Genomic DNA, 19,899 nt, shown 5'->3' on the forward strand with positions numbered 1-19,899 from the left:
ACAATGGGCGGCCAGTGGGCCGCCCTTTTACCATCATAACCGCGGTACCTCCCAAACCTTGGCTCCAGTCTTAGAGTGTTGGGTCCAGGCGGTCGCGCAGCCAGTCGCCGGCCAATGAGATCGCTAATGTTGTCAGCACGATCACAACGGCAGGCGACAGCATGATCCATGGTGCCGTGGTGAGATACTCGCGCCCAAAGCCCACCATATTGCCAAGGCTTGTATCGGGCGGCTGCACCCCAAGTCCTAGGAACGAAAGGCTGGACTCCATCAGGATAATTTCGGGGAAAGTGAGTGTCATGGAGACGATCAACGTCGATGCAACATTGGGAAGAATGTGGCGTAGATAGACCCGCGATGGCTTTGCACCAAGTTGAACCACAGCAGCGGCGTATCCTTGAGCACTTGCTGAAATGGCAAGTCCGCGGGTGATCCGAGCATAACGTTCCCATCCGTAGAAACCCATTAGGCAGACAAGCAACAGCATAGATGATCCGAAGAACGCGAGGACCGCCAGCGACATAATCAGGAAGGGCAGCGCGGCTTGAAAATCCGCCAACATCACGACCACATGCTCCACCACGCCGCGGAACTTGGCCGCCATGAAGCCCAGCAATGTGCCAAAGAAGGCCGAAAGCAGGGTCGCCCCAAAAGCGATAACCAGTGAGGACCGCACCGACTGGATCAGGCGCGATAGCACGTCGCGGCCCAATTCATCTGTACCCAACCAATGCCCCGGCGTGCCCGGCGGAGCGAGCCGTGTGCTGAGGTTCATCTGGGTGATCGGATAGGGCCGCAGAAGATCTACAAAAAGCGCGCAAATGACCATCGCCGAAAGCCAAAATAGCGCCAGCTGCACGGTGAAGGGTAACCGCGCGCGGCGGCGTTTGGCAAAGCGCGGGGGATTGACGGTAGTGACAGCCATGTCAGTTCCTTAATGTGCGGAGGTTGTCTGGCGCAGGCGCGGGTCAAGCCAGCCGTAAAGGAGGTCGACCGTTAGGTTTGACACCACCATAACGGCGGCGACCAGCAGCAAGATACATTGCACCACCGCCAGGTCCCGATTGGTGACGGACACGATCAGCAACCGCCCCATGCCCGGCCAGCTAAATATTGTTTCAACGATGATGGCACCAGCAATTAACGAGCCCACCATGAAGCCTACGATTGTTACGATCGGCACCGCTGCATTCGGTAACGCGTGGTTGCGGACAACATCGCTCCAGCGGACCCCTTTGGCAGAGGCTGTGCGAATATAGGGCTGGCCCATCACCTCAATCATCGCGGAGCGCGAAAAACGGGCCAGAACGCCGATGCCGCCGATGCTCATGGTGAGCACAGGTAGGATCGCATGTTGCCAACTGCTGGCCCCGCCGGAGGGCAAAGCCCCCAAGGTGACGGCGAAGATCAAAACCAGCAGCAAACCCATTACGAAGGAAGGAACGGTGAACCCGATGATTGCCGCGACAATCACACTCCGATCTGCCAGTGTGCCCTGCTTTAGTGCGGCGTAGATACCTGCCGGGATGCCGAAGGCCAGTTGCAGGATCAGCGCAGGGATTGTCAGTTGTAACGTGGCCGGAATGCGCTGCATCACGAGGTCAATGGCGGGTGAACGGTCGCGCATCGACAGGCCAAAGTCGCCTTGCATCATAGCTTGAAGGTAGGAGAGATATTGGCGCCAGATCGGGTCATCGAGCCCCCAGCGGTCGCGGAAATCCTGCACCACATTCTGCGGCACATCCGGCCCCAGCAACACCTGCGCCGGGTCTCCCGACATGCGTAGCACTACAAAGGCAAATGTCATCACCGACAAGATCGTCAGCCCGGCCCGGAAGAGGCGGGAGGTTACGAAACGTATCACTTAAGGCTCCTGTTCAAACCAGTTCCGGCCGTGCTGCGTGGCCAGCGAAATGGCAGGCCGCGCGGCACTCAACGCCGGCACCCTGGGTTTCGGGAACGGTGTGGCGACAGATGTCCTCAGCCTTATGGCAACGCGGGTGAAAGGCGCATCCGGGCGGGCGGTTGCCGGGGTTTGGCGGTTCACCCTGAAGAATGATACGGCTGTTAAGTGCACGGCCGGGTTGGGGCACTGAAGAGACCAAAGCCTGCGTATAGGGGTGCTGCGGGTCGCTGAATATCGTATCAGCGGGGCCCTCTTCAACGATGCGGCCCAGATACATCACCGCGACCCGATCGCAGAGGTTCCGAACGACCTTCAGATCATGGCTGATAAAGACCATGCCAAGGCCCCGGTCGCGCTGCAGGTCAGCCAGCAGGTTCACCACTTGCGCCTGAATGGAGACGTCAAGCGCCGAAACAGGCTCGTCACAAACCAGCAGCTCAGGTTCGGTCATCAGTGCCCGCGCGATAACGACACGCTGCCGTTGCCCCCCTGAAAGTTCATGCGGAAACTTATCGGCTTGGTCGAGGCGCAGACCGACTGATAGCATCACTTCGTGGACGCGCGCCATGCGGCTTTCAGCATCGCCAATGCGGTGAATATCCAGTGGTTCGCGCAGCTGCTCTGCCACGCCAATCCGCCGGTCCAACGCGGCCAGGGGGTCTTGATAGATCATTTGAATGCGTGCCCGCAGGGAGCGCCACTCGGGGGAGCCAAAAAGAGGCATAGCCTTTCCGTCAATATAGACAGCGCCGCCCTGCGCGGTATCAATCCCCAAAAGCATGCGTCCTAGAGAAGACTTGCCCGAGCCGCTCTCGCCCACCACCCCCAACGTTTCACCGCGTCTGACCTTGAGGCTAACCCCATCCACAGCCCGTACATTTGAGGGGCGCCCCAGCAGACCACGGCGGGTTTCATAGATGCGGACCAGCTCGCGGGCCTCTAGCAGGGGGCTCATTGATACTCCTTCTCTCGCTGCACAGCGTCCTGCGCTACTGGCACGGGATAGGCGCAAGCCAACTGGCGGCCTTCCGGCTGGGGCAGCAGTTCTGGTCGGTGTTGCGTGCAAAACGTGCGTGCGCGTGCGCAACGGGGCTCAAACGCACAGCCTGTCGGCAGTTGGCGCGGATCTGGTACGGTGCCAGGGATCGGGACCAATCGCCGCCGCGGGCCAGAGAGTGAAGGTATCGCGTCGAACAACCCCTGAGTGTAAGGATGGCGTGGTGTGTCAAAAAGCTGCGCGACAGGGCCTTCTTCGACGATCTTGCCCGCATACATCACGCAGACGCGTTCGCAGACCTGTGCCACAGCTGCGAGATCGTGGCTGATAAAAACTGTAGCCATCGACATCTCATGACGTAAAGTGATCAACAGATCGAGAATCTGTGCCTGTATTGTAGCGTCAAGCGCCGTTGTGGGCTCATCGGCGATTAGCAGGTCAGGCTCGCCCGCAAGCGCCATCGCGATCATCAAGCGTTGTGCTTGTCCGCCGGAAAATTCATGGGTGTAGAGATTGAACCGGTTGCGCGCGTCGGGAATGCCGACAAGGTCCATCAATCGCAACGCCTCGGTCTTCGCTGCAGCCCCCGCAAGTCCACGATGCAATCGCAATGCTTCGATGATTTGCCGGCCTACCCGGATCACGGGGTTAAGCGCGCTCGACGGGTCTTGGAAAATCATGGCAACGCGCTTGCCCCGCACCCGCTCCAACGCTTGGCGCGGCGCGCCTGTCAAATCCTGGCCTTGCAGGTAGACCGATCCGCTTACGCTGGCTTTACCCGGCAGCAGGCCAAGCGCGGCGAGCCAAGTCACAGACTTGCCGCAGCCACTTTCTCCGACCAGCCCTAAGGCTTCGCCAGGAGCCACATCAAGATCGATGCCATGCAGTACCGGTACGCCATCAAAGGCAACCCGCAGGTTTCTGATCTCGACCAGATTGTTCATGAGAAGAAGTCCTTAGCGATGCGCGCAAGGGCGCGCCCCCAGATTGGGAGCGCGCCGCTATAGTTTAGGACTGACCGGGCCAGTTAGAGGCGCGGAAATCCATGGCAAAGGCGGGAGCCGCCTTCCAGTTTAGGTTCGACCGCATGCCTGTGAAGACCGCGTTCTGGTGCAGGATATTGTAAGCCGGGTCTTCGCGCTCGGCGATTGTCAGCATCCGTGCGATGGCTTGTTTGCGCTTGGCGCGGTCTGTCGAAGTCTCCATCACCTGGCAAAGATCGTTGAACTCTGCATTCGTCCACTCGCGGTTTTGCTGGGCTGAGCCATTCGGCCCAAATTGCACCACCATCGGCGAGATCGGATCGTTGATCGTGTTGGAAGCAGACCAGTCGCGTACCCCTCGTGGACTGTCTTGGGCAAGAATCTGGCCCCAGTTTTCCTTCATCTCGATCTCGACGTTCAGGCCGACTTGGTTCCACATCTCAGTGAGGATCTGTCCGTTCGGCACCTGATTGATGTAATAGTTGTTCAGGAGACGGAATGGGATCGGATCGCCTTTGTAACCCGCCTCTTGAAGCATCTGGCGCGCCAGCTCTGGGTTGTATTCGGGGGCGTCCCAACCTTCGATGAACATGTCAGAGGTCCGGAAACTGTCGAACTGAAGGCCTGCAGGTACTTCTGTTAGATTGGCCCAAAGGGCCTCAACGATGGCCTTACGATCAATTGCATGGGTCATTGCGCGGCGCACAAGCGGGTTTTGCAACTGCTCATGGTCTTGCGTGAAGACATTGACGCGGTGGTTCCAGATGGTGGAGTTTTGAACTTCCAGACCCGGTGCATCCATCACAGTTCCAATCTGGTCAGGCGGTAAATCGCAGGCGAAGTCGTATTCGCCGGACAAGAGACCATTTACGCGGCTTGCAACCTCGGGCACCTCCACGAAGGTAATTGTTTCCAAGGGAGGACGACCGCCCCAATAGTCTTCATGCGCACGCAAGGTGAGCGAGACATCTGGCTGAAAATCGTCGACGTAATAGGGGCCTGTAGTGACCGGTTGCTTTGCCCAAGCATCATAGGATTCTGCTTCGTCCCAAGCGCGACGGCTGGCCACAATGCTGCCGCCAGCATAAAGGCGCCCTTCCATTGTTACATCAGGCGTCGCGTTATGAAAGCGCACGGTATATTTATCGACGGCTTCCACCCCGGCCAGCGAGGGCCATTTGCGCCGCGCGATACCCGGCAAAGCGGCGGGGATGTCCTTGCCTGTGGAGCGGGTAAAATTCTCTGCGTAAATGGTTTCGCCGCCCGCCGGTTGAGTGTCTCCAAATAGCCGCTCGGGGGAGAGTGAAAAGACCACGTCCTCGGCAGTCATCTCATCGCCATTGTGGAACTTTACACCTTCGCGGAGCTTCAACTCGACGGTCTTTTCGTCTAGGCGCTTCCACTCAGTCGCCAGACCCGGCACAGGGCCTTGGTTGCCCATCCAGTCGCGCAGGAGCAGCCCTTCCCAAAGGTTAGGGTAGAGCGCGCGTTCGCCGACATTCGACTGTTCGTTCCAAGGGTCCAGCGTGTTGTTGATGACGACTTGCTGTACTGCAATTCTGATCGAGGGGCGGTTTTGCTGGGCCCGCAGGTGGCTCGGCAGGAAAAGCCCAGAGGCGGTCGCCCCCATCAGGCCCATGACGTGACGTCGGTTCATATTCATTGTGCAGCTCTCCGGTCGGTTCGCGGTTTGCGAGGCAGGTATTGGTCCGGCGGATAACGCATCTGCGCCCCGCGGCTCGCTTCCGTAAAACACCCGATGGCTACAGCTATGTGATGCTCATATTACAACTCTATGACAGGAGTATTGGCCTTCGCGGCGCAGGGCGACCCCCCAATGGGGGCGTGTACCAACTCCTGAGAATGGCTAGTTAAATCAGGAGGGCAGGCTGAATTTAAAATCTGATAGAAGGCGCAATTTTAGGTCGGCTCAGAGCAAATAGCTGAACAGGAGGGGCCCCCTGTTTTCAAGGCAGCAGGTGAGTTGTGGAAAGCTTCACCAACGCGGGCGTTCATGTCTGGTGGCAAAAATGACTGGACGGAACGCAATTTAACAGATGCTGCGGTAGTGTCTAAGGTCTGCTATGCGCAAACCGTTTGGAGCTCCACCCCGGGCGCGTGAAGGCCGTTGGGTGAGAGGGTGAAGATCTCGAAGCCATCTGATGTCACGCCTATCGAATGCTCGAATTGGGCCGAAAGAGACTTGTCCCGCGTCACCGCCGTCCAGTTGTCCGCAAGCATCTTCACGTCGGCACGACCGAGGTTGATCATCGGCTCAACGGTGAAGATCATGCCTTCCCGCAGCTCTAAGCCGGTACCAGCTTTGCCGAAGTTCAGGATATTAGGTGAATCGTGAAAAACCTGGCCGATGCCGTGACCGCAGAAGTCGCAGACCACGGAACAACGTTCGGAATGTGCATGGCTTTGGATCGCGTGGCCGATATCCCCCAGATGCGCCCCCGGTCGCACAGTCTCAATCCCCCGCATCATCGCCTGATGGGCGATCCGGATCAGCCGCTCGGCTGCACGTTTAGGCTTGCCGACCACGTACATCCGGCTGGAATCCCCATGCCACCCGTCAAGGATCAGTGTGACGTCGACATTGACGATGTCGCCGTCGCGCAACTTCTTACCGTTCGGGAAGCCGTGGCAGACCACGTGGTTGACCGACGTGCAGCAGGCGTATTGATACCCTTGGTAGCCTAGTGTCGCGGGCGTGGCGTCATGGGCGGCCGCGAAGTCGCGTACGAATGCATCAATTTGCGTCAGAGCGGTGCCATGGTGGATAAGATCGGATACGCCGTCCAGACATCTTGCAGTTAAGGCGCCCGCATGGCGCATGCCTTCGAATGCATCTGGTCCGTACAGTTTGACGGCTTCGGTTCTGCGAGCGTCTTGCGCCTTTGGTGCGACGGGCACGTCGATATAGCCTTTCATCATGCCGTCTCTCTCATCCTCCATGGTAGCAACAGCAGACAGATTGACCTCATGTTGCTTAGGTATTATACGAATCATGTATAATTCGTATAATGCAAAGTGGGAGGTGCGTCGATGGGGATCGTAAAAATCGGGGACGGGCTGCACGAAGAACTGCGCAAGTCCAGTGCTGTCATGTGCCGTTCGATCAATGCTCAGGCTGAATTTTGGATGAAAGTCGGTATGCTGGCCGAAGCAAACCCGACCATACCGTTTATTGAAATCATGGCGCGACAGCTCAAGAATGCCGATGTGAAAGACCCGGAAATCGATGCGGCCTGAACATTAAAGCTGCTGCAACGAACTTCCAATTTGGGGTGAGCGCTCGTCGATAAGGCAACCCCAAACGGCAATCCCGTGCCGTGAGCCGCCCTGGGTGCTTGTTGAAGCTAAGGGCAGTAATGAGCCCATACTGTAAAATGCTGCACGCTCCACCAATAACCGCTTTATGAAGGTGTGGAAAATGCACTACAGGCTGAAGCGTGCGAGCGATGGTGATCTTCAGGAATAGAAAATGGATAAAGTTTGAAGCAGTTTGCGAAAGAGCTTCGCATTGATTTTGTCAAAGGTTCTGTTGCACATCGTCTTCGGTTTGGTGGTGGTCGTGGTCAAGATTTGGCCAAGGCTATGGGGCTACGGGAGGGTAAAACCCCCATGATCGTTGATGCGACAGCCGGATTGGGACGGGATTCATTTCTTTTAGCTTCTTTAGGTGCCCAGGTCACTTTGATCGAACGCTCAGAGAAAATGCATTCATTGTTAGTTCAGGGCATGAAGCGCGCAGCAAGAGAAGGTGGCCAGCTCCGCGAAATAATTGGCCGCATGACACTTTTGAAAGGCGACGCCCTGGATTTGATCCCTGAATTATCTGCCGAAGCAATTCTGATCGATCCAATGCATCCTGAACGTAAAAATTCTGCACTGGTGAAGTTGGAGCTGCGTCAAGTCCGTGAAATCGTCGGCGCAGACGATGACGCTGCTGATCTTGTACGATTGGCGATCGCACATGCACGTAAACGCGTGGTGCTAAAGTGGCCCGCTAAGGCTGATCCTCTAGAGGGTGTTCAGAAATGCACCCATCAAATTATCGGTAAAACAACGCGATACGATGTTTTTATGGTAGGTTGAGTGGGCCTCGGCGCAACAGTGGAAATTGGCAGTTTTGTTCCGCATATCCGACCTTGCTATACAAGTCAGTTTAGGGTTTCTATCCCGCCAGTTACTGGAAATTATTACAATTTTAACAAGAAAGTTGGTGGAAACCACATGCAGGTTAGTGTTCGCGACAACAACGTTGATCAAGCCCTCCGGGTTCTAAAGAAAAAACTCCAAAAGGAAGGCGTACTCCGTGAAATGAAGCTCAAGCAGCATTTCGAGAAGCCTTCCGAGAAAAACGCGCGTCAGAAAGCCGAAGCGATCCGTCGTGCCCGTAAGCTGGCACGTAAAAAGCTGGAACGCGAAGCATGAGCTAGTTCAGCACTTGATGTTGAACAAAGAGCCCCCGTTGCCCGATGGCAGCGGGGGTTTTCTCTGCCTGATGGGTGTTTTTGATATCGGCAGCCCGGCAACAGCGTTGTGACCTAAGGGTCGCCGGTCGCCCTTTCTTGAACCTCTTTCGTCAAATTGCTGCCTGATTTGCCCAGCAAACTGGACAGAATGTCAAAAGTCACGAAGTTCCGCCGCCGCAAAAACGGTTTATCATCTTTTCTGCCGGTGATTGGCTGCGCAGTCTTGCTGTCGGCGATAGTGCTGCGACCTGAAAATCAGACTGCCGTTCAGCAAGATGCCAGCAAACCGCGCATAATAAGAGGGGGAGGCGCATGGACAGACGGTAGCGCACGGAAGAGTGTTCGTCGAACACAGGAAACTTCGACTGCATCGCCCGGCGCGCAGCTTGTTGACACCGTTACCCGCATCCGGGATGGCGATACTATTGTTGTTGGCCTTATCCCGATCCGGATTGCTAATCTCGACTGTGCTGAACGCGGCAGTAAATCTGGCGATCGCGCTACGCGGCAAATCACTGGGATAGTTAAAGGTGTTCAGCTTCGCTGCACCTTGGAAGGACGGCGCAGCTATGATCGCGAAGTAGGAGTTTGTAGCTTACCTGACGGACGTGACATTGGGGAAATATTGATTGTTGGTGGCTATTGCCAGCGGTGGCGCGGATGACGCCTTTGATGCCGTGCGGGTTCTGGCCAACGGCAGTATCGTTGGTATTGTCACGCGGTCTGACTTGATCGGAACCCTTGCGCGGCGCAGTCTGACAACAGAACTTCTATCGGACATCAATAATGTGAGGTCAGAGAGGGACTGATGATGGAGGATGACGTCACAGGCGGCTCGGACCCGTGCATGGCCCATCTTTTGATCGATGGGAACCCAGTCGATCCAATAAGGATGCGAGATGTGGCCCGGTTTCGAACGGCAGAGCGTGCCCGTTTGATGGAGGCGCGGCGGCAATTGTCCGTTCAGCAGCGTGCCGCGATGACCGCAAATCTTATCACAAAACTCGAGACACGCGTCGTCCCGCAGCAGGGCATGAAGATCGCTGTTTATTGGCCAATTCGCGGGGAGCCGGACCTGCGCGATTGGATGGCCAAGGCGCATGCCGCTGGTGCTGTTGTTCTTCTCCCGGTTGTCGCGGAAAAAAACGCGCCGTTGAGTTTCCGCGCCTGGCAGCCAGGTTGTGCAATGGAACGCGGTATCTGGAACATTCCGGTACCCACGCGCGGCGCAGAAGCGGTGCCGGATGTCGTGATCTCGCCATTGTTGGGCGTGGACGAAGCCTGTTTTCGGCTCGGCAATGGGGGCGGATATTACGACAAGACCTTGGCGCAGCTCGATCCTTTGCCAAAGGTTATTGGCGTCGGATTTTCCCATTGCCGCATTCCGACAATTTTTCCTATGCCATGGGATATTCCGATGGACAGCGTCGTCCTTTCTGATGGATCGGTTTGTGATAGGTTCTAACCCACCCAGCAATAGTGACTTCCCAAAAACCGACCTTCTCGCGAGTGATGCAAGCGACCGCTTTGTTTGAGCCTGGTGAATTCAGCGCCAGCTTGTCGAACGGCAGCGTCTGGAGCTGGGCGCTCGTGCTGGTTTCGGCGAGAACGATGCTGCGCGCCCAACTAACCGATGCTGCGTCGCGCTCCAATTTGCCCTCGTGGTGAACGGTTTTTGCGTTCTGCGCTACGACAAGGCTTCGCGAGATGTATTTGATTTACTACCCTATCAGGGTATATGTTATATGGAGAAAGCAGTGATCCTGATCGACGACTCTGATGACCCGGTTGTAATCATATCCATCGAGATAGCCGAAGGGCTCTTGAAGGTTATGGCTGAAGTCGAGGTCGACCAAGAGCGCCGGCATATTCTGGCAAAAGGGCTTCACCTGCACGGCGAAGGCTTTGATCCAAACGGCCTGGGAGCCAGTAGGCTTCGTCAGATTGCTGCTTCAGTACTTGAGGAGTTAGATTATGAAGAATGCAGAATTGAAGGAGGTGTTCGGACGACTGGGGCCAGTCCAGGTCGTCGACCGCAACCAGTCCGGTTCAAAAGAAAGCGTCGTTCTTCGTCCTAAGGGTGACTCTGCTGAAATCAATGCGATTGCGGCAACGCAAGCTCTCGCACAATGCGGCCTGAAGCTTCTGCTTGCCAAGCGGGCAGTGGAAAGCGTGATTGATGAGGGTGAAGCACTGTTGGTTCTGCCACAGGTGGCTTCGCGGGAGCGTCTGGCAAATGAACTTGCGGCGGTCGGGGTGCACCCTGAATTTATCCGAAGGTCTCCCAAGCTGAAGTCTAAGAACGCCTCCAAAGAATGGGTCAAAAAAGTCCGAACATCAGTGGGCCTGACCCAGAAGCAATTTTCCGTCATGTTTGGCGTGGATTTGAAAACCCTTCAAAAATACGAGCAGGGTGACAGTGTGCCTGCGGCCGCTGTTCAAGCGTATCTGCAGACGATCGAGGCAAACCCTGAGAAGATGATGCGCATGCGCATCGAAGGGTAATTCACACGAATGGATGCTGAAATGAACACTCTAACCGTTCGCTTGAGCGCGGCCGCCGACGCCACGCCCACGCTGAATTTCGCAACTTAAGACGACATGCACCGGGTTTTGGCCCCTCCCTGGCCATCGTGAAGGCGTTGGCCGGAGAGGGGGCCTTGTCGATCCGGGAGGTTTCTCGGCGTGTTGATCGTGGCGAACAGGCCGTGCATCGAGACGTGAGAACGTTCATCAACGCTGGTGTCTCGACTGGACCAACGAGGGGGGCGAGTTCCCCTATGACCGCATTCATTTTGCATTTGATGTGATTGCCGCGGCCTGCGCGCCGAAGATAGCGGGGCGAATGACTGCAAGGTGCCCATTTGTCAGATGCCGCACGGTCCGCGAATGGCGGCTTATGTGCGCTTGACCGTCATAATATCGTTTTCTATTTTGTTACCATTCGTAGAGGAGTGAACGACAATGGATAAACGCCTCCGGTAATCCGCCTACAGGGCGGCAATGCGCTCTGAGCGATCGACGCTTGGGATCCAGCGAACACGAATCTCACGGAGATTTTATGCTCAGACTACAGAACAAAACCGCCCTCGTAACAGGGGGCGCCCGAGGTATTGGTGCCGCCATTGCAATCGCATTTTGCGATGAAGGGGCTAACGTCATACTGACAGACGTTGACGCCAAGACCGGGCAATCCATGGCCGACAAGATCGGCGCAACCTTTGCCCGCCTTGACGTGGCATCCGAGGCTGATTGGAATGTCGTAGCAGAGCGCTTTCCCGACCTCGACGTGCTGGTCAACAACGCTGGCATCACCGGTCTTGAAGGGCCGTTTGATAGCTTACCGCCGGCTCACGATCCTGAAAACGCTTCCTTGGCTGACTGGAGGGCCGTTCATGCCGTGAATAGCGACGGCACCTTCCTCGGTTGCCGCTATGCCATCCGTGCCATGCGGAAAAAAGGTGTGGGAAGCATTATTAATATCTCGTCCCGCTCTGGCCTGGTTGGCATTCCAATGGCCGCTGCTTATGCCGCCTCGAAAGCTGCAATCCGCAACCACACAAAATCGGTAGCGCTTTATTGTGCCGGTCAAGGCCTCGCCATCCGCTGTAACTCAGTCCATCCGGCAGCGATCATGACGCCGATGTGGGAACAGATGCTTGGCGACGGTCCTGATAGGGCGGACCGGGAGGCGTTAATGGTGGCCGACACACCCATGCAGCGTTTTGGCGAGGCGAAAGAGGTCGCAGCTCTTGCCGTCATGCTCGCCTCAGACGAAGCCGCCTACATGACGGGCACTGAACTGACGATTGATGGTGGAATTCTCGCGGGGTCAGCAGCAACGCCCGGCGGGTGATTATTAATAGGAGTGGGTGTGCTTCTACCCGCTCCTATTTCATACATAGCGGTCATTCGGTTCGATGCAGTGAACAGCAGCTGGACAGAGACCCACTACCAAAACCTGCACACCCAAAAGTGTATCTCCTTCGGTAGCCTTGCTGTCTCGCAACAACAAATCAATCGGATACGTCGCAAAACCGCCCAAACATCAGGTTCAGCCCTAGTTTGTAGAGGCCTGATTATCGCTCAACCTGCCAACAACCTTTAGCGTTGTCAGGCCGAAAGTTGCTAATGCAGTTTGTTCGTCGCAGTGTGAGCAAATGAAGACCGCATTTGAGTTCGAGCAGATCATACATCTTCCTCTCATGGCCAACCTTGCCACGGTCGCAGAGGACGGCGCCCCGCGAAATGCGCCGGTCTGGTTCCAGTGGGAAGAAGGCTCGCTCTGGATGCTGGGCTCAAAAAGCAGTGCTTCAATCGAACGGATTGCGCATGACCCGCGTGTGGCTGTCGAAATTGTGCAATACGACAATGCGGGAGGCATTTTGCGGCATCTTGGCATGCGCGGTCGGGCCGCAATACATCCAATGAAACCCGACTTGTTCAAGCGCCTGCTTACCCGCTACCTCGGCCCAGAGAGGGATTGGAACTTTTGGTTTGTCTCCGAGATCGCCCGCGTCGATGATCCGTCCGGGCGTCTGATCCGCCTCGAGCCTGATACGGTATTCACCAACGATGTAAGCCTATTTCGAACAGGCCCAAGCCTCGCTACCCAGTAGAATTATGATCCAGATTTCCGAGAGCCGCTCCATCCGCTGAGGCGACCGCCAACCTGTTCATCTCTGGCAGTCCACCCGCTTGTTAAACAGCTGAAAACGCGTCAAGCGTTAACGGCAGCTTTAATTCCAGTCATAGCCGATATCTTAACGGCGCGGTCAGCGGCTTTGTCTATCATCGCACCTGTGGAGACATTGCGAACCTGACGGGCAGGGCGGTCGCGTGTCTCAAACTTGGCAAGGCCTGGCAGGATGACAGTTTTTCCTGCGACCATCTGTGCTGTAATGACGGCCACAACGGTATCAAGTGCGGCTACTGCTTCTGCTTTCGTCATTTCTCCATGTGCGGCAATCTCTGCGACGAGCTCGGATTTATTCAAAGGTTTGGTCATGGTATTCCTTTTTTTAATGCTTTTGCCTTTGGGTGTGTGGAGGCGGTTTTGTTAAAGCTGGCAATCATGGGTAGCAGTATGGCGACGATCGGCGAGACACCCTACAAATGCAAGAAACTTATCGCCCAACATAAGTGCCAGAAACGGCCGCAGTTTCCCAACAGGGGGGTGTGGCGTCGTGACCCCCCGCCAGTGATCCTAAAGCTGTGAATTGGCGTGCAAACAGTGCGGCGAAAGCCGGATGAGAGCCCGAAGCTACAAAGATGCTGCCGGATGGCGGAGCTCGGCACTTTGTAATTTTCGTGTTAAACTCGGATTATGACCGATACCAACAAGCCAACGCATTCATCGAGCACCAACCCTTATATCCCCAAAGGGGATGGCGATCCATCTGTGCAGGCGTACATCTCTGCAATGCCGGGCTGGAAGTATGAGCTTGGAAGACAGATCGACACCTTGATTGTAAAAGCTTTTCCCGAGGTTCGAAAACAGGTTCGGTGGAATACCCCGTTTTATGGCAAGGAGGACGGCTGGTTTCTCGCCATGTACTGCTACAAGAGCTATGTGCAGATCACGTTCATGACGGGCTCTTCACTTGATCCAGTGCCGCCGAAGGCCTCCAAAGTCGAAGGAACCCGCTACTTGGATATTCATGAGGATGAGGGGCTCGATGAAGATCAACTGGTAAGTTGGATTCAGCAGGCTTTAAAGCTGCCCGGTCACAAGCTCTAAAGCGGGTTCTGCCCTGTGATTGCGCTCTCATAGAAAAAGCGATGTTGTGCAATGACGACAGCTATTGCGAGCGAGAATCCCGGGGCAAGTAAAGTAGTGGCAAGAAGCCAGCCCCCTCCCAAGGCTTACATTTTGTTCCGGTATAAATCACGCCGCGATCCAGACGACGGTTGCTTAGAAACGTCCTATAGCGGGAGCACACCCGTTCAAACCCTTTTTAAATTGGGCCCATTTAGGAATCTCATGGTCCACGTTTGAAGCGTAAGCGCCGTCCCCGTCGCATTGATTTCCACGGTTCCGTTACGCTGATGGAGCGGAGAGTTTCTCTCTGTGCATTCAGAAGGAGACGGCGATGGCAGATGGCGGGAATGGGTTTGATGGCTGCATTGAGGTTTTGCAGCGAACGCGGGGATATCGACGCTGGCCAGATGATGTGAAGGCCCGGATTGTAGCCGAGAGCTTTCAGCCCGGTGTGCGGGTGGTGGATGTCGCGCGACAGCACGACTTGGCCGCGCATCAACTCTCCGAGTGGCGGCGGCGGGCACGCCAGGGGGAGTTGGACTTGCCGGCGGACGCCATGGCCGGGGTAGCGCCTGCTGCTCTGCCAGCCTTTGTGCCGGTTACGGGGGGCCTGAGGACGCTGGTCCGCCAGCGGCTGCCCGCCGGGCCGCCGGCATCATCACGATTGAGCTTGGAAACGATCTGGTGTTGCGGATGCCGGGCGATGTTCCGGCGGAGCGAGCAGCCGCGGTGGCGCGCGCCTTGCGAGGATCGACATGATTGTCGCGGGGCAGCGCCAGCCTATCTTGATCGCGGCTTAAACCTAATGATTTACAGGTCCCGGCGCTTGCCTAGTAATGTTGCGGGCGCAAAACTCATCATAAAAGCCGATGCTGTGTGCGCCCATATCTCGCCTTAAAGTTATAATTTGGCTAACAATTTTAAAGTTTGAGTGACTTCAATTACTGAACTCGATAAGTACTGGATCGGAACGAAGTTGCCGATTTAAGCCAGATTTAATAATGAATATTATCAAAATACTAATCGTTGAAGATCAACCTGACATTCTTGAGATCATCAAGCTTTCCCTTGAGCTGTATGATAGTTTCGAGGTGGCCGAATGTGACTCTGGCGAAGCCGCTCTCCTTAGAGCGTCTGAATTCAATCCAGAGGTTCTTTTACTCGATTACATGATGCCAGATATGTCAGGCCCTCAAACACTCGAAAAGTTACGGCAACTTCCAGGCCTTGCAGATGTTCCAGCTATCTTTTTGACCGCTCGGGTTGGTGAAAGTGCCGAATCCGAAATGCTGGCACTTGGTGCGATAGAAGTTATCACTAAGCCATTCAAACCCAGAGAACTTGGTGCTCGGATCAGAGCCGCAATAGCGCGATGATTTCACCCTATACACTCATTTAGGTGTTACCAGCTTGGGGCTCTTTCAGGACCACATCCTGGCACATTGCGATGCCGTTTGGGGAGGGCGGCAACCACCCCATCTTACAACAACGAGCGACCCAACATGGGCATCGGCGGCATGACACCCGCAATGAAACTGAAAACAGCCGCGTGAATTCTACGGCTGGACCCCATTAGAAATGGGGGGATTACCGATCAATTGCACGCCGCAAACGCGTTTTCGGTATCCTTCACGAATTTCGGCCACCTCCTGATAGACAGGGGGGCTCAGCTATCACGACCAGTTTCCTCTTAAACGGCACCGAAAGCAAAGCACGTCTAAAGCATCAGATGCTGAGGGCTTTCTGGTCCAGCCAGTTGGGTCCATTCTAAATGGGGCTCACTTCCGTACGAAAATCTGCACACAGGATACTATGCGTAGACCAGTGCGCCGATTTTCTTGCCCTCGCCAAGCATCCGTCTCAGGGCGCGGTAGATCCCCATATTCTCTTCGATCTGACTGGCTTCAAGATCCAAAGCAAGCGTTGCTCTTGCGTCGTTTTCCCGCCCGGCAAGCCCATAGACCATGGCCAGGTTGTCTCGGACATGTGGCGCCACGACCGGATCGCGCACCAACTCCTGCAGGATTGCAATACTCTTCGTCTGTTGGCCACTCAGCGCCAGCGAAAGGGCGTAGTTGTTGCGCAGCACATAGTTGGCCGGATATTGTGAGAGCCCGCTTTGATAGGCCTCCTGAGCCTCCGCATGGCGCGATAGCGTATCGAGGGCCACGCCCTTGCCCGTGATGGCTGAGATATTGCTTCGGTCAATTTTCAGGGCCTTGTTGTAATTGGCCAGTGCGGTTTCTGCTTGATGTTGGGAGAGATGGACGCGGCCTAGGACCGATAGGACCTCGACGTTGCGATTATCGAGCTCATGGGCACGGTTGAGGACCGCTGCAGCACGGTTTTGCTGTCCAAGGCGTGAGTAGCTGTCGCCCAATCCCAGTAGAGCGGACACAGACTCCGGCTCCTCTTCTACGATGTTTTCAAACAAGCGCGCGGCGGTCTGGTGGTCTCCGGACTTGGCCGTAGCCTGCGCAAGCCTCAGACTTGATGAGGCAGGTCCTGCGTCAGAGGTCGGCCGGCTTTGCTCTGTGGGTACGGTGCAGGCCGAAACAGAGACAGCCAGGAGTAGAGCGCCGAGGGGGCGGAGAAGTGATTTAGGGAGGGGCAACTTTATCTCCAATTGGGAAAAATCATATTTGAAAGGTGGCATGTTCATCGGACAAGTAGAAGTTTGTCGCAAGCGAGACCATGCAAAGCCAGATCAGCCTCTCCAATGCCAAGGCCGAGTGTCTCCATTAGTTCGTCGATCGCATCGTCCAGAGCTAAGGTTAGACCACTCAAGATAGGGGGAATGCCGCTTTGAAGGGTATTCAGAGTACCTTCTAAAGTCGCTTCAACTATAGCGGTGAGAAAACCAAAGTTGATCTCCAAGAGTTCGAGGTCAAAGTCCCATGAAACATCAACTTCTTTCATGACCGCCGAAAGGACTCCGGTCAAAAGGTCACCAGAACCAATTTCCTTGAATGGCGGAGGATCGTAGTTAGAAACTTCGGAAAGGATAAATTCTGTCTGTGCTTGTTCGGAAATACCTAGGGGTATTGCCGCTTCCAACAGCACAGCTATTTCCACTTTAGCCAGAAACAAATCTACCTCAATCTTGAGTAAATCTGCGGGATGAAGTTTGTCTTTGTTCAATGGGGTCGTGTTATCATTGAAGTCTGGCGGATCGAACTGCCCCAGGAATACCTCAGCCACATGTGTCCCTGTTACGCCGTTCAGAGGGTCTGTGCCGGTATCAAAACGGGCTATGACATCATCGGGTTCTGAGACGCTGCAGTCGATATCTGTCAGTGAGGCGGTGGCACCGGCAACCTCGATATAGAGCGGCAGTAAATTAACAGATAAGATGTCAAGGCCCAGAGGAGCGAAGATCGAGGGCTCTAGTTTCAGGTCCAGCTTAAGACGTGTCTGTGCCGTATGGAGGGTCGTACCGCGCTCTCCGATGGTAATCCATCCTGATTTTGCTTTCTTCTCGCCCACCACCAGGTCGAAATCTACGGAGACCAAACCGTCGATGCCGACATCGAGGTCTGACTCGATATGTCTTTCTGCATTAATGATATCCACCGATGCCTTCAGTAGATCGAGCGCTTTGACGGTGATCTTGGGCAGGAGGTCAGGAGCGAGGGCCTTCACATCTTCTCCTTCGATCAAAATGAGATCGGAGACGTTTAGAAGTTCTGAAGCTCCACTGTTGATGATGGTGGTTAAGGCGGTTGTAACTTCCTCTCCAAGACCTGTGTCGAGAAGAGCTCCGGCGATATTTGTAAGATCAGCCTCTTTCGTGAGTAGAACCTCATAATTTCCCGCCGTAACATCAAGTCGTGACGCTAATGCGTCCGAAAAAGACAGCAGGTCGATATCGGCATCTGCCAAGGCCTCATAATCAAGGACATCGAGGCCCACCGTTGTGCCCAGAGCCGCAGACAGAACCGCGTTTAGAATTCCCTCATCAATCCTGAGCAATCTCGAGCCCAGACTGAAAGAAGCGCTATCATAGCGTGCAGCTGTCGCCTCCGCTTGGATGCGCGTCGTATCTTGATCCAGAAAGATCTGTGCAAAATATAGGGGCACCTCTTTGTTCAGGGTGACCTGCGCAGCGTTATCGCCTGGCTCAACCCATGACCTCCCCGGTTCGAGTTTCGCATCTTCAGTGCGGATGAAGCGACCATATTTGATATCCGTGAGAGCATCCGGCTCAAGGCCATTCCACTTCACTGTTTCGAGAGCATGTTCGTCCGGATCCGACCACAAGTTCGAGGCAGCGCTCACGGCCGTCAGATCAGCCTCTGTTTGCAGTTTTTTCTGTTGGAAATAAAGGAGACCAACATCAATGGCGAGCGCCATGAATCCCATGAGGACGGTCAGCATGAGGGCCGCGATGATGATCACGACACCGCTTTCGTCTTTGCCAAAGCGCTTCAGGAAGCCTTTAATATACAAGATGGCTACTCCTCGAGACCTTGGTGATTTTAAGGCCAAGGAAGCCATCCACTAGGTCGATTACAGAACCAGTCAGATCATAAGTGAGGGTCACTTTGATGCCTGGCCCAGGCGTCACATCCATCGAAATTAACTCGGTGACATTGTCACCCTGTAGGATTGGGAAACGTGTTTTGGCTTCTTCGATAAAAACGTAGGCCTTGTCCTCGCGTTCTTCTCTTCCTAGCCCTCGGACAGAGTATCGTGCGGTTTCAGCGGCAAGCTGTTGCAAGCTATGCGCAATCGAGAAGTATTGCCCAAAGCAGGCAATCCCCAAAAGGATCGCCAGCAAGAGCGGTAAGATCAGTGCAAATTCCACGGCGACAGCGCCGTCCTCATTCCTCCAAAAACTGCATCTATGAGGCATCAGTTCAAAGCCCCTCCCATGATATTGTCGAGAATGTTGAGGGCGGCCGGACCGATCAACACCACGAAGAGCGCGGGCATGATGAAAAGGATCAAGGGGATCGTCATCAAGGCCGGGATACGCCCCGCTTGTTCTTCGATCCGCAACAAGCGAAGCGCGCGTTGGTCGCGCATTAGGGTACGCAGGGCTTGCGAGATCGGGGTGCCATAGCGTTCGGCCTGCATCATCGCATTGGCAAAGATTGATATTTCCGAGAGGGGTAAACGCTCCGAGAGCCTGACCCAAGCCCCGTCACGGTCTGGCATGACATTAAGCTCGACATATAACTGTCTGATTTCGAATGAGAGTGTTGGAGCTACAGCATGTGACTCGCGCGCCACTCGGTTGAGAGCAGGCCCGAAGCTCAACCCCGCCTCAGTCGCGATGACCAGCAGCTCCAACATGTCCGGGAAAGCTTTTTGGACCTCGGTATACCTTTGCTTTTGACGAAATTTGAGGACCGCATCTGGGAGCTTGGAGAGCAGAAGTGCAGCGGCGAGGGCAATCATGATTTTCATGAACACCCCCATCTCGCTGGACGCATCAAGTGAGAACCAAAGCCAGGTAAAACCTATACCTCCGATCGGCAGCAACAACTTCAAGAAGGAGTAGATCAGCAGAGCGTCTCGCCCGCGGAACCCTGCGGTGCGGAGCAACTTGGCAGAGGCTTCCGCCTCGCCCCCATTGACGATGGAGAACCGCTCGGAGGTGTTTATGGCAACGCGCTTTGCCATTCCCAGCAGGAAGCCAGAGCTTGATCGTCTCGGCATGGTCCGATCATTGCGTTTCAGGTTCATGGTGCGGTTCAGTCGCGCCATGCGCTCGCGTCCGTCGAGAGCGTTCAACACCGCTGTCTGTGCAAAATAGAGGATTG

General features: G+C 55.3%; 22 protein-coding genes and 1 pseudogene. 12 read left to right on the plus strand and 11 right to left on the minus strand.

The features are described 5' to 3' along the window. Positions 1-70: 70 nt before the first annotated feature. The 6 genes from DSM110093_RS17385 to map all read right to left on the minus strand — a co-directional run bounded on the left by DSM110093_RS17385 (position 71) and on the right by map (position 6,823). Positions 71-925, minus strand: a complete 855-nt coding sequence (locus DSM110093_RS17385) for an ABC transporter permease (RefSeq protein ID WP_243267967.1) — start codon at positions 923-925, stop codon at positions 71-73. A 9-nt stretch (positions 926-934) separates the two neighbouring features. Further along, positions 935-1,864: an ABC transporter permease gene (locus tag DSM110093_RS17390; RefSeq protein WP_243267968.1), complete on the minus strand. Its 930-nt coding sequence runs from the start codon at positions 1,862-1,864 to the stop codon at positions 935-937. 13 nt (positions 1,865-1,877) lie between these two features. Continuing rightward, positions 1,878-2,861, minus strand: a complete 984-nt coding sequence (locus tag DSM110093_RS17395) for an oligopeptide/dipeptide ABC transporter ATP-binding protein (RefSeq protein ID WP_243267969.1) — start codon at positions 2,859-2,861, stop codon at positions 1,878-1,880. Beyond that, positions 2,858-3,847, minus strand: coding sequence for an ABC transporter ATP-binding protein (locus DSM110093_RS17400; RefSeq protein ID WP_243267970.1), 990 nt, complete (start codon positions 3,845-3,847; stop codon positions 2,858-2,860). The genes DSM110093_RS17395 and DSM110093_RS17400 overlap by 4 nt, the downstream gene beginning before the upstream one ends. 64 nt (positions 3,848-3,911) lie before the next feature. Continuing rightward, on the minus strand, positions 3,912-5,549 hold the full coding sequence (locus tag DSM110093_RS17405) for an ABC transporter substrate-binding protein (RefSeq protein WP_243267971.1): 1,638 nt from the start codon (positions 5,547-5,549) through the stop codon (positions 3,912-3,914). 419 nt (positions 5,550-5,968) lie between these two features. After that, positions 5,969-6,823, minus strand: coding sequence for a type I methionyl aminopeptidase (gene map, locus DSM110093_RS17410; RefSeq protein ID WP_243267999.1), 855 nt, complete (start codon positions 6,821-6,823; stop codon positions 5,969-5,971). A 114-nt stretch (positions 6,824-6,937) separates the two neighbouring features. Here map and DSM110093_RS17415 point away from each other — a divergent pair, with 114 nt between their 5' ends. The 9 genes and pseudogenes from DSM110093_RS17415 to DSM110093_RS17450 all read left to right on the plus strand — a co-directional run bounded on the left by DSM110093_RS17415 (position 6,938) and on the right by DSM110093_RS17450 (position 12,989). Continuing rightward, positions 6,938-7,144 carry a ParD-like family protein gene (locus DSM110093_RS17415; RefSeq protein ID WP_243267972.1) on the plus strand — a complete coding sequence of 69 codons (207 nt, stop codon included), beginning with the start codon at positions 6,938-6,940 and terminating at the stop codon, positions 7,142-7,144. A gap of 243 nt (positions 7,145-7,387) precedes the next feature. Then, a complete protein-coding gene (locus DSM110093_RS17420) occupies positions 7,388-7,990 on the plus strand; it encodes a class I SAM-dependent methyltransferase (protein WP_243267973.1) in 603 nt (200 codons plus the stop codon). A gap of 138 nt (positions 7,991-8,128) precedes the next feature. Next, on the plus strand, positions 8,129-8,329 hold the full coding sequence (gene rpsU, locus DSM110093_RS17425) for a 30S ribosomal protein S21 (RefSeq protein ID WP_243263529.1): 201 nt from the start codon (positions 8,129-8,131) through the stop codon (positions 8,327-8,329). Positions 8,330-8,518: 189 nt separating this feature from the next. After that, a complete protein-coding gene (locus DSM110093_RS17430; protein WP_243267974.1) occupies positions 8,519-9,034 on the plus strand; it encodes a hypothetical protein in 516 nt (171 codons plus the stop codon). A gap of 144 nt (positions 9,035-9,178) precedes the next feature. After that, positions 9,179-9,835 carry a 5-formyltetrahydrofolate cyclo-ligase gene (locus tag DSM110093_RS17435; protein WP_243267975.1) on the plus strand — a complete coding sequence of 219 codons (657 nt, stop codon included), beginning with the start codon at positions 9,179-9,181 and terminating at the stop codon, positions 9,833-9,835. A 509-nt stretch (positions 9,836-10,344) separates the two neighbouring features. After that, positions 10,345-10,875 (plus strand): type II toxin-antitoxin system MqsA family antitoxin, encoded by a 531-nt coding sequence (locus DSM110093_RS17440; RefSeq protein WP_243267976.1) that lies wholly within the window; start codon positions 10,345-10,347, stop codon positions 10,873-10,875. A 96-nt stretch (positions 10,876-10,971) separates the two neighbouring features. Beyond that, a pseudogene (locus tag DSM110093_RS20930) lies at positions 10,972-11,191 on the plus strand (hypothetical protein); the annotation flags it as partial. A 240-nt stretch (positions 11,192-11,431) separates the two neighbouring features. Then, a complete protein-coding gene (locus DSM110093_RS17445) occupies positions 11,432-12,226 on the plus strand; it encodes an SDR family oxidoreductase (RefSeq protein WP_243267977.1) in 795 nt (264 codons plus the stop codon). Between the two features lie 304 nt (positions 12,227-12,530). Further along, positions 12,531-12,989 carry a pyridoxamine 5'-phosphate oxidase family protein gene (locus DSM110093_RS17450; RefSeq protein WP_243267978.1) on the plus strand — a complete coding sequence of 153 codons (459 nt, stop codon included), beginning with the start codon at positions 12,531-12,533 and terminating at the stop codon, positions 12,987-12,989. A 101-nt stretch (positions 12,990-13,090) separates the two neighbouring features. Here DSM110093_RS17450 and DSM110093_RS17455 read toward each other — a convergent pair whose 3' ends face one another. Further along, complete coding sequence (locus DSM110093_RS17455; RefSeq protein WP_243263288.1) at positions 13,091-13,378, minus strand: HU family DNA-binding protein; 288 nt, start codon at positions 13,376-13,378, stop codon at positions 13,091-13,093. A gap of 318 nt (positions 13,379-13,696) precedes the next feature. Between DSM110093_RS17455 and DSM110093_RS17460 the strand changes: the two genes are divergently transcribed. From DSM110093_RS17460 to DSM110093_RS17470, 3 genes are all read left to right on the plus strand, one after another. After that, positions 13,697-14,110, plus strand: coding sequence for a DUF1801 domain-containing protein (locus DSM110093_RS17460; RefSeq protein WP_243263286.1), 414 nt, complete (start codon positions 13,697-13,699; stop codon positions 14,108-14,110). A gap of 352 nt (positions 14,111-14,462) precedes the next feature. Further along, on the plus strand, positions 14,463-15,029 hold the full coding sequence (locus DSM110093_RS17465) for a transposase (protein WP_347568650.1): 567 nt from the start codon (positions 14,463-14,465) through the stop codon (positions 15,027-15,029). Positions 15,030-15,132: 103 nt separating this feature from the next. Next, complete coding sequence (locus DSM110093_RS17470; protein WP_347568651.1) at positions 15,133-15,507, plus strand: response regulator; 375 nt, start codon at positions 15,133-15,135, stop codon at positions 15,505-15,507. Positions 15,508-15,941: 434 nt separating this feature from the next. Here the strand turns inward: DSM110093_RS17470 and DSM110093_RS17475 are convergent, their stop codons facing one another. The 4 genes from DSM110093_RS17475 to DSM110093_RS17490 are packed head-to-tail and all read right to left on the minus strand — an operon-like array spanning position 15,942 to position 19,843. Next, entirely contained in the window at positions 15,942-16,793 is an 852-nt protein-coding gene (locus DSM110093_RS17475; protein WP_347568652.1) for a tetratricopeptide repeat protein, read from the minus strand. Beyond that, complete coding sequence (locus DSM110093_RS17480; protein WP_243267980.1) at positions 16,790-18,580, minus strand: pilus assembly protein TadG-related protein; 1,791 nt, start codon at positions 18,578-18,580, stop codon at positions 16,790-16,792. Before DSM110093_RS17480 ends, DSM110093_RS17475 begins: the two co-directional genes overlap by 4 nt. After that, complete coding sequence (locus DSM110093_RS17485) at positions 18,570-18,938, minus strand: TadE/TadG family type IV pilus assembly protein (RefSeq protein WP_243267981.1); 369 nt, start codon at positions 18,936-18,938, stop codon at positions 18,570-18,572. The genes DSM110093_RS17480 and DSM110093_RS17485 overlap by 11 nt, the downstream gene beginning before the upstream one ends. A gap of 47 nt (positions 18,939-18,985) precedes the next feature. Then, complete coding sequence (locus tag DSM110093_RS17490; protein WP_243267982.1) at positions 18,986-19,843, minus strand: type II secretion system F family protein; 858 nt, start codon at positions 19,841-19,843, stop codon at positions 18,986-18,988. Positions 19,844-19,899: the final 56 nt, after the last annotated feature.

The organism is Sulfitobacter sp. DSM 110093 (genome assembly GCF_022788715.1).
Classification (GTDB): domain Bacteria; phylum Pseudomonadota; class Alphaproteobacteria; order Rhodobacterales; family Rhodobacteraceae; genus Sulfitobacter.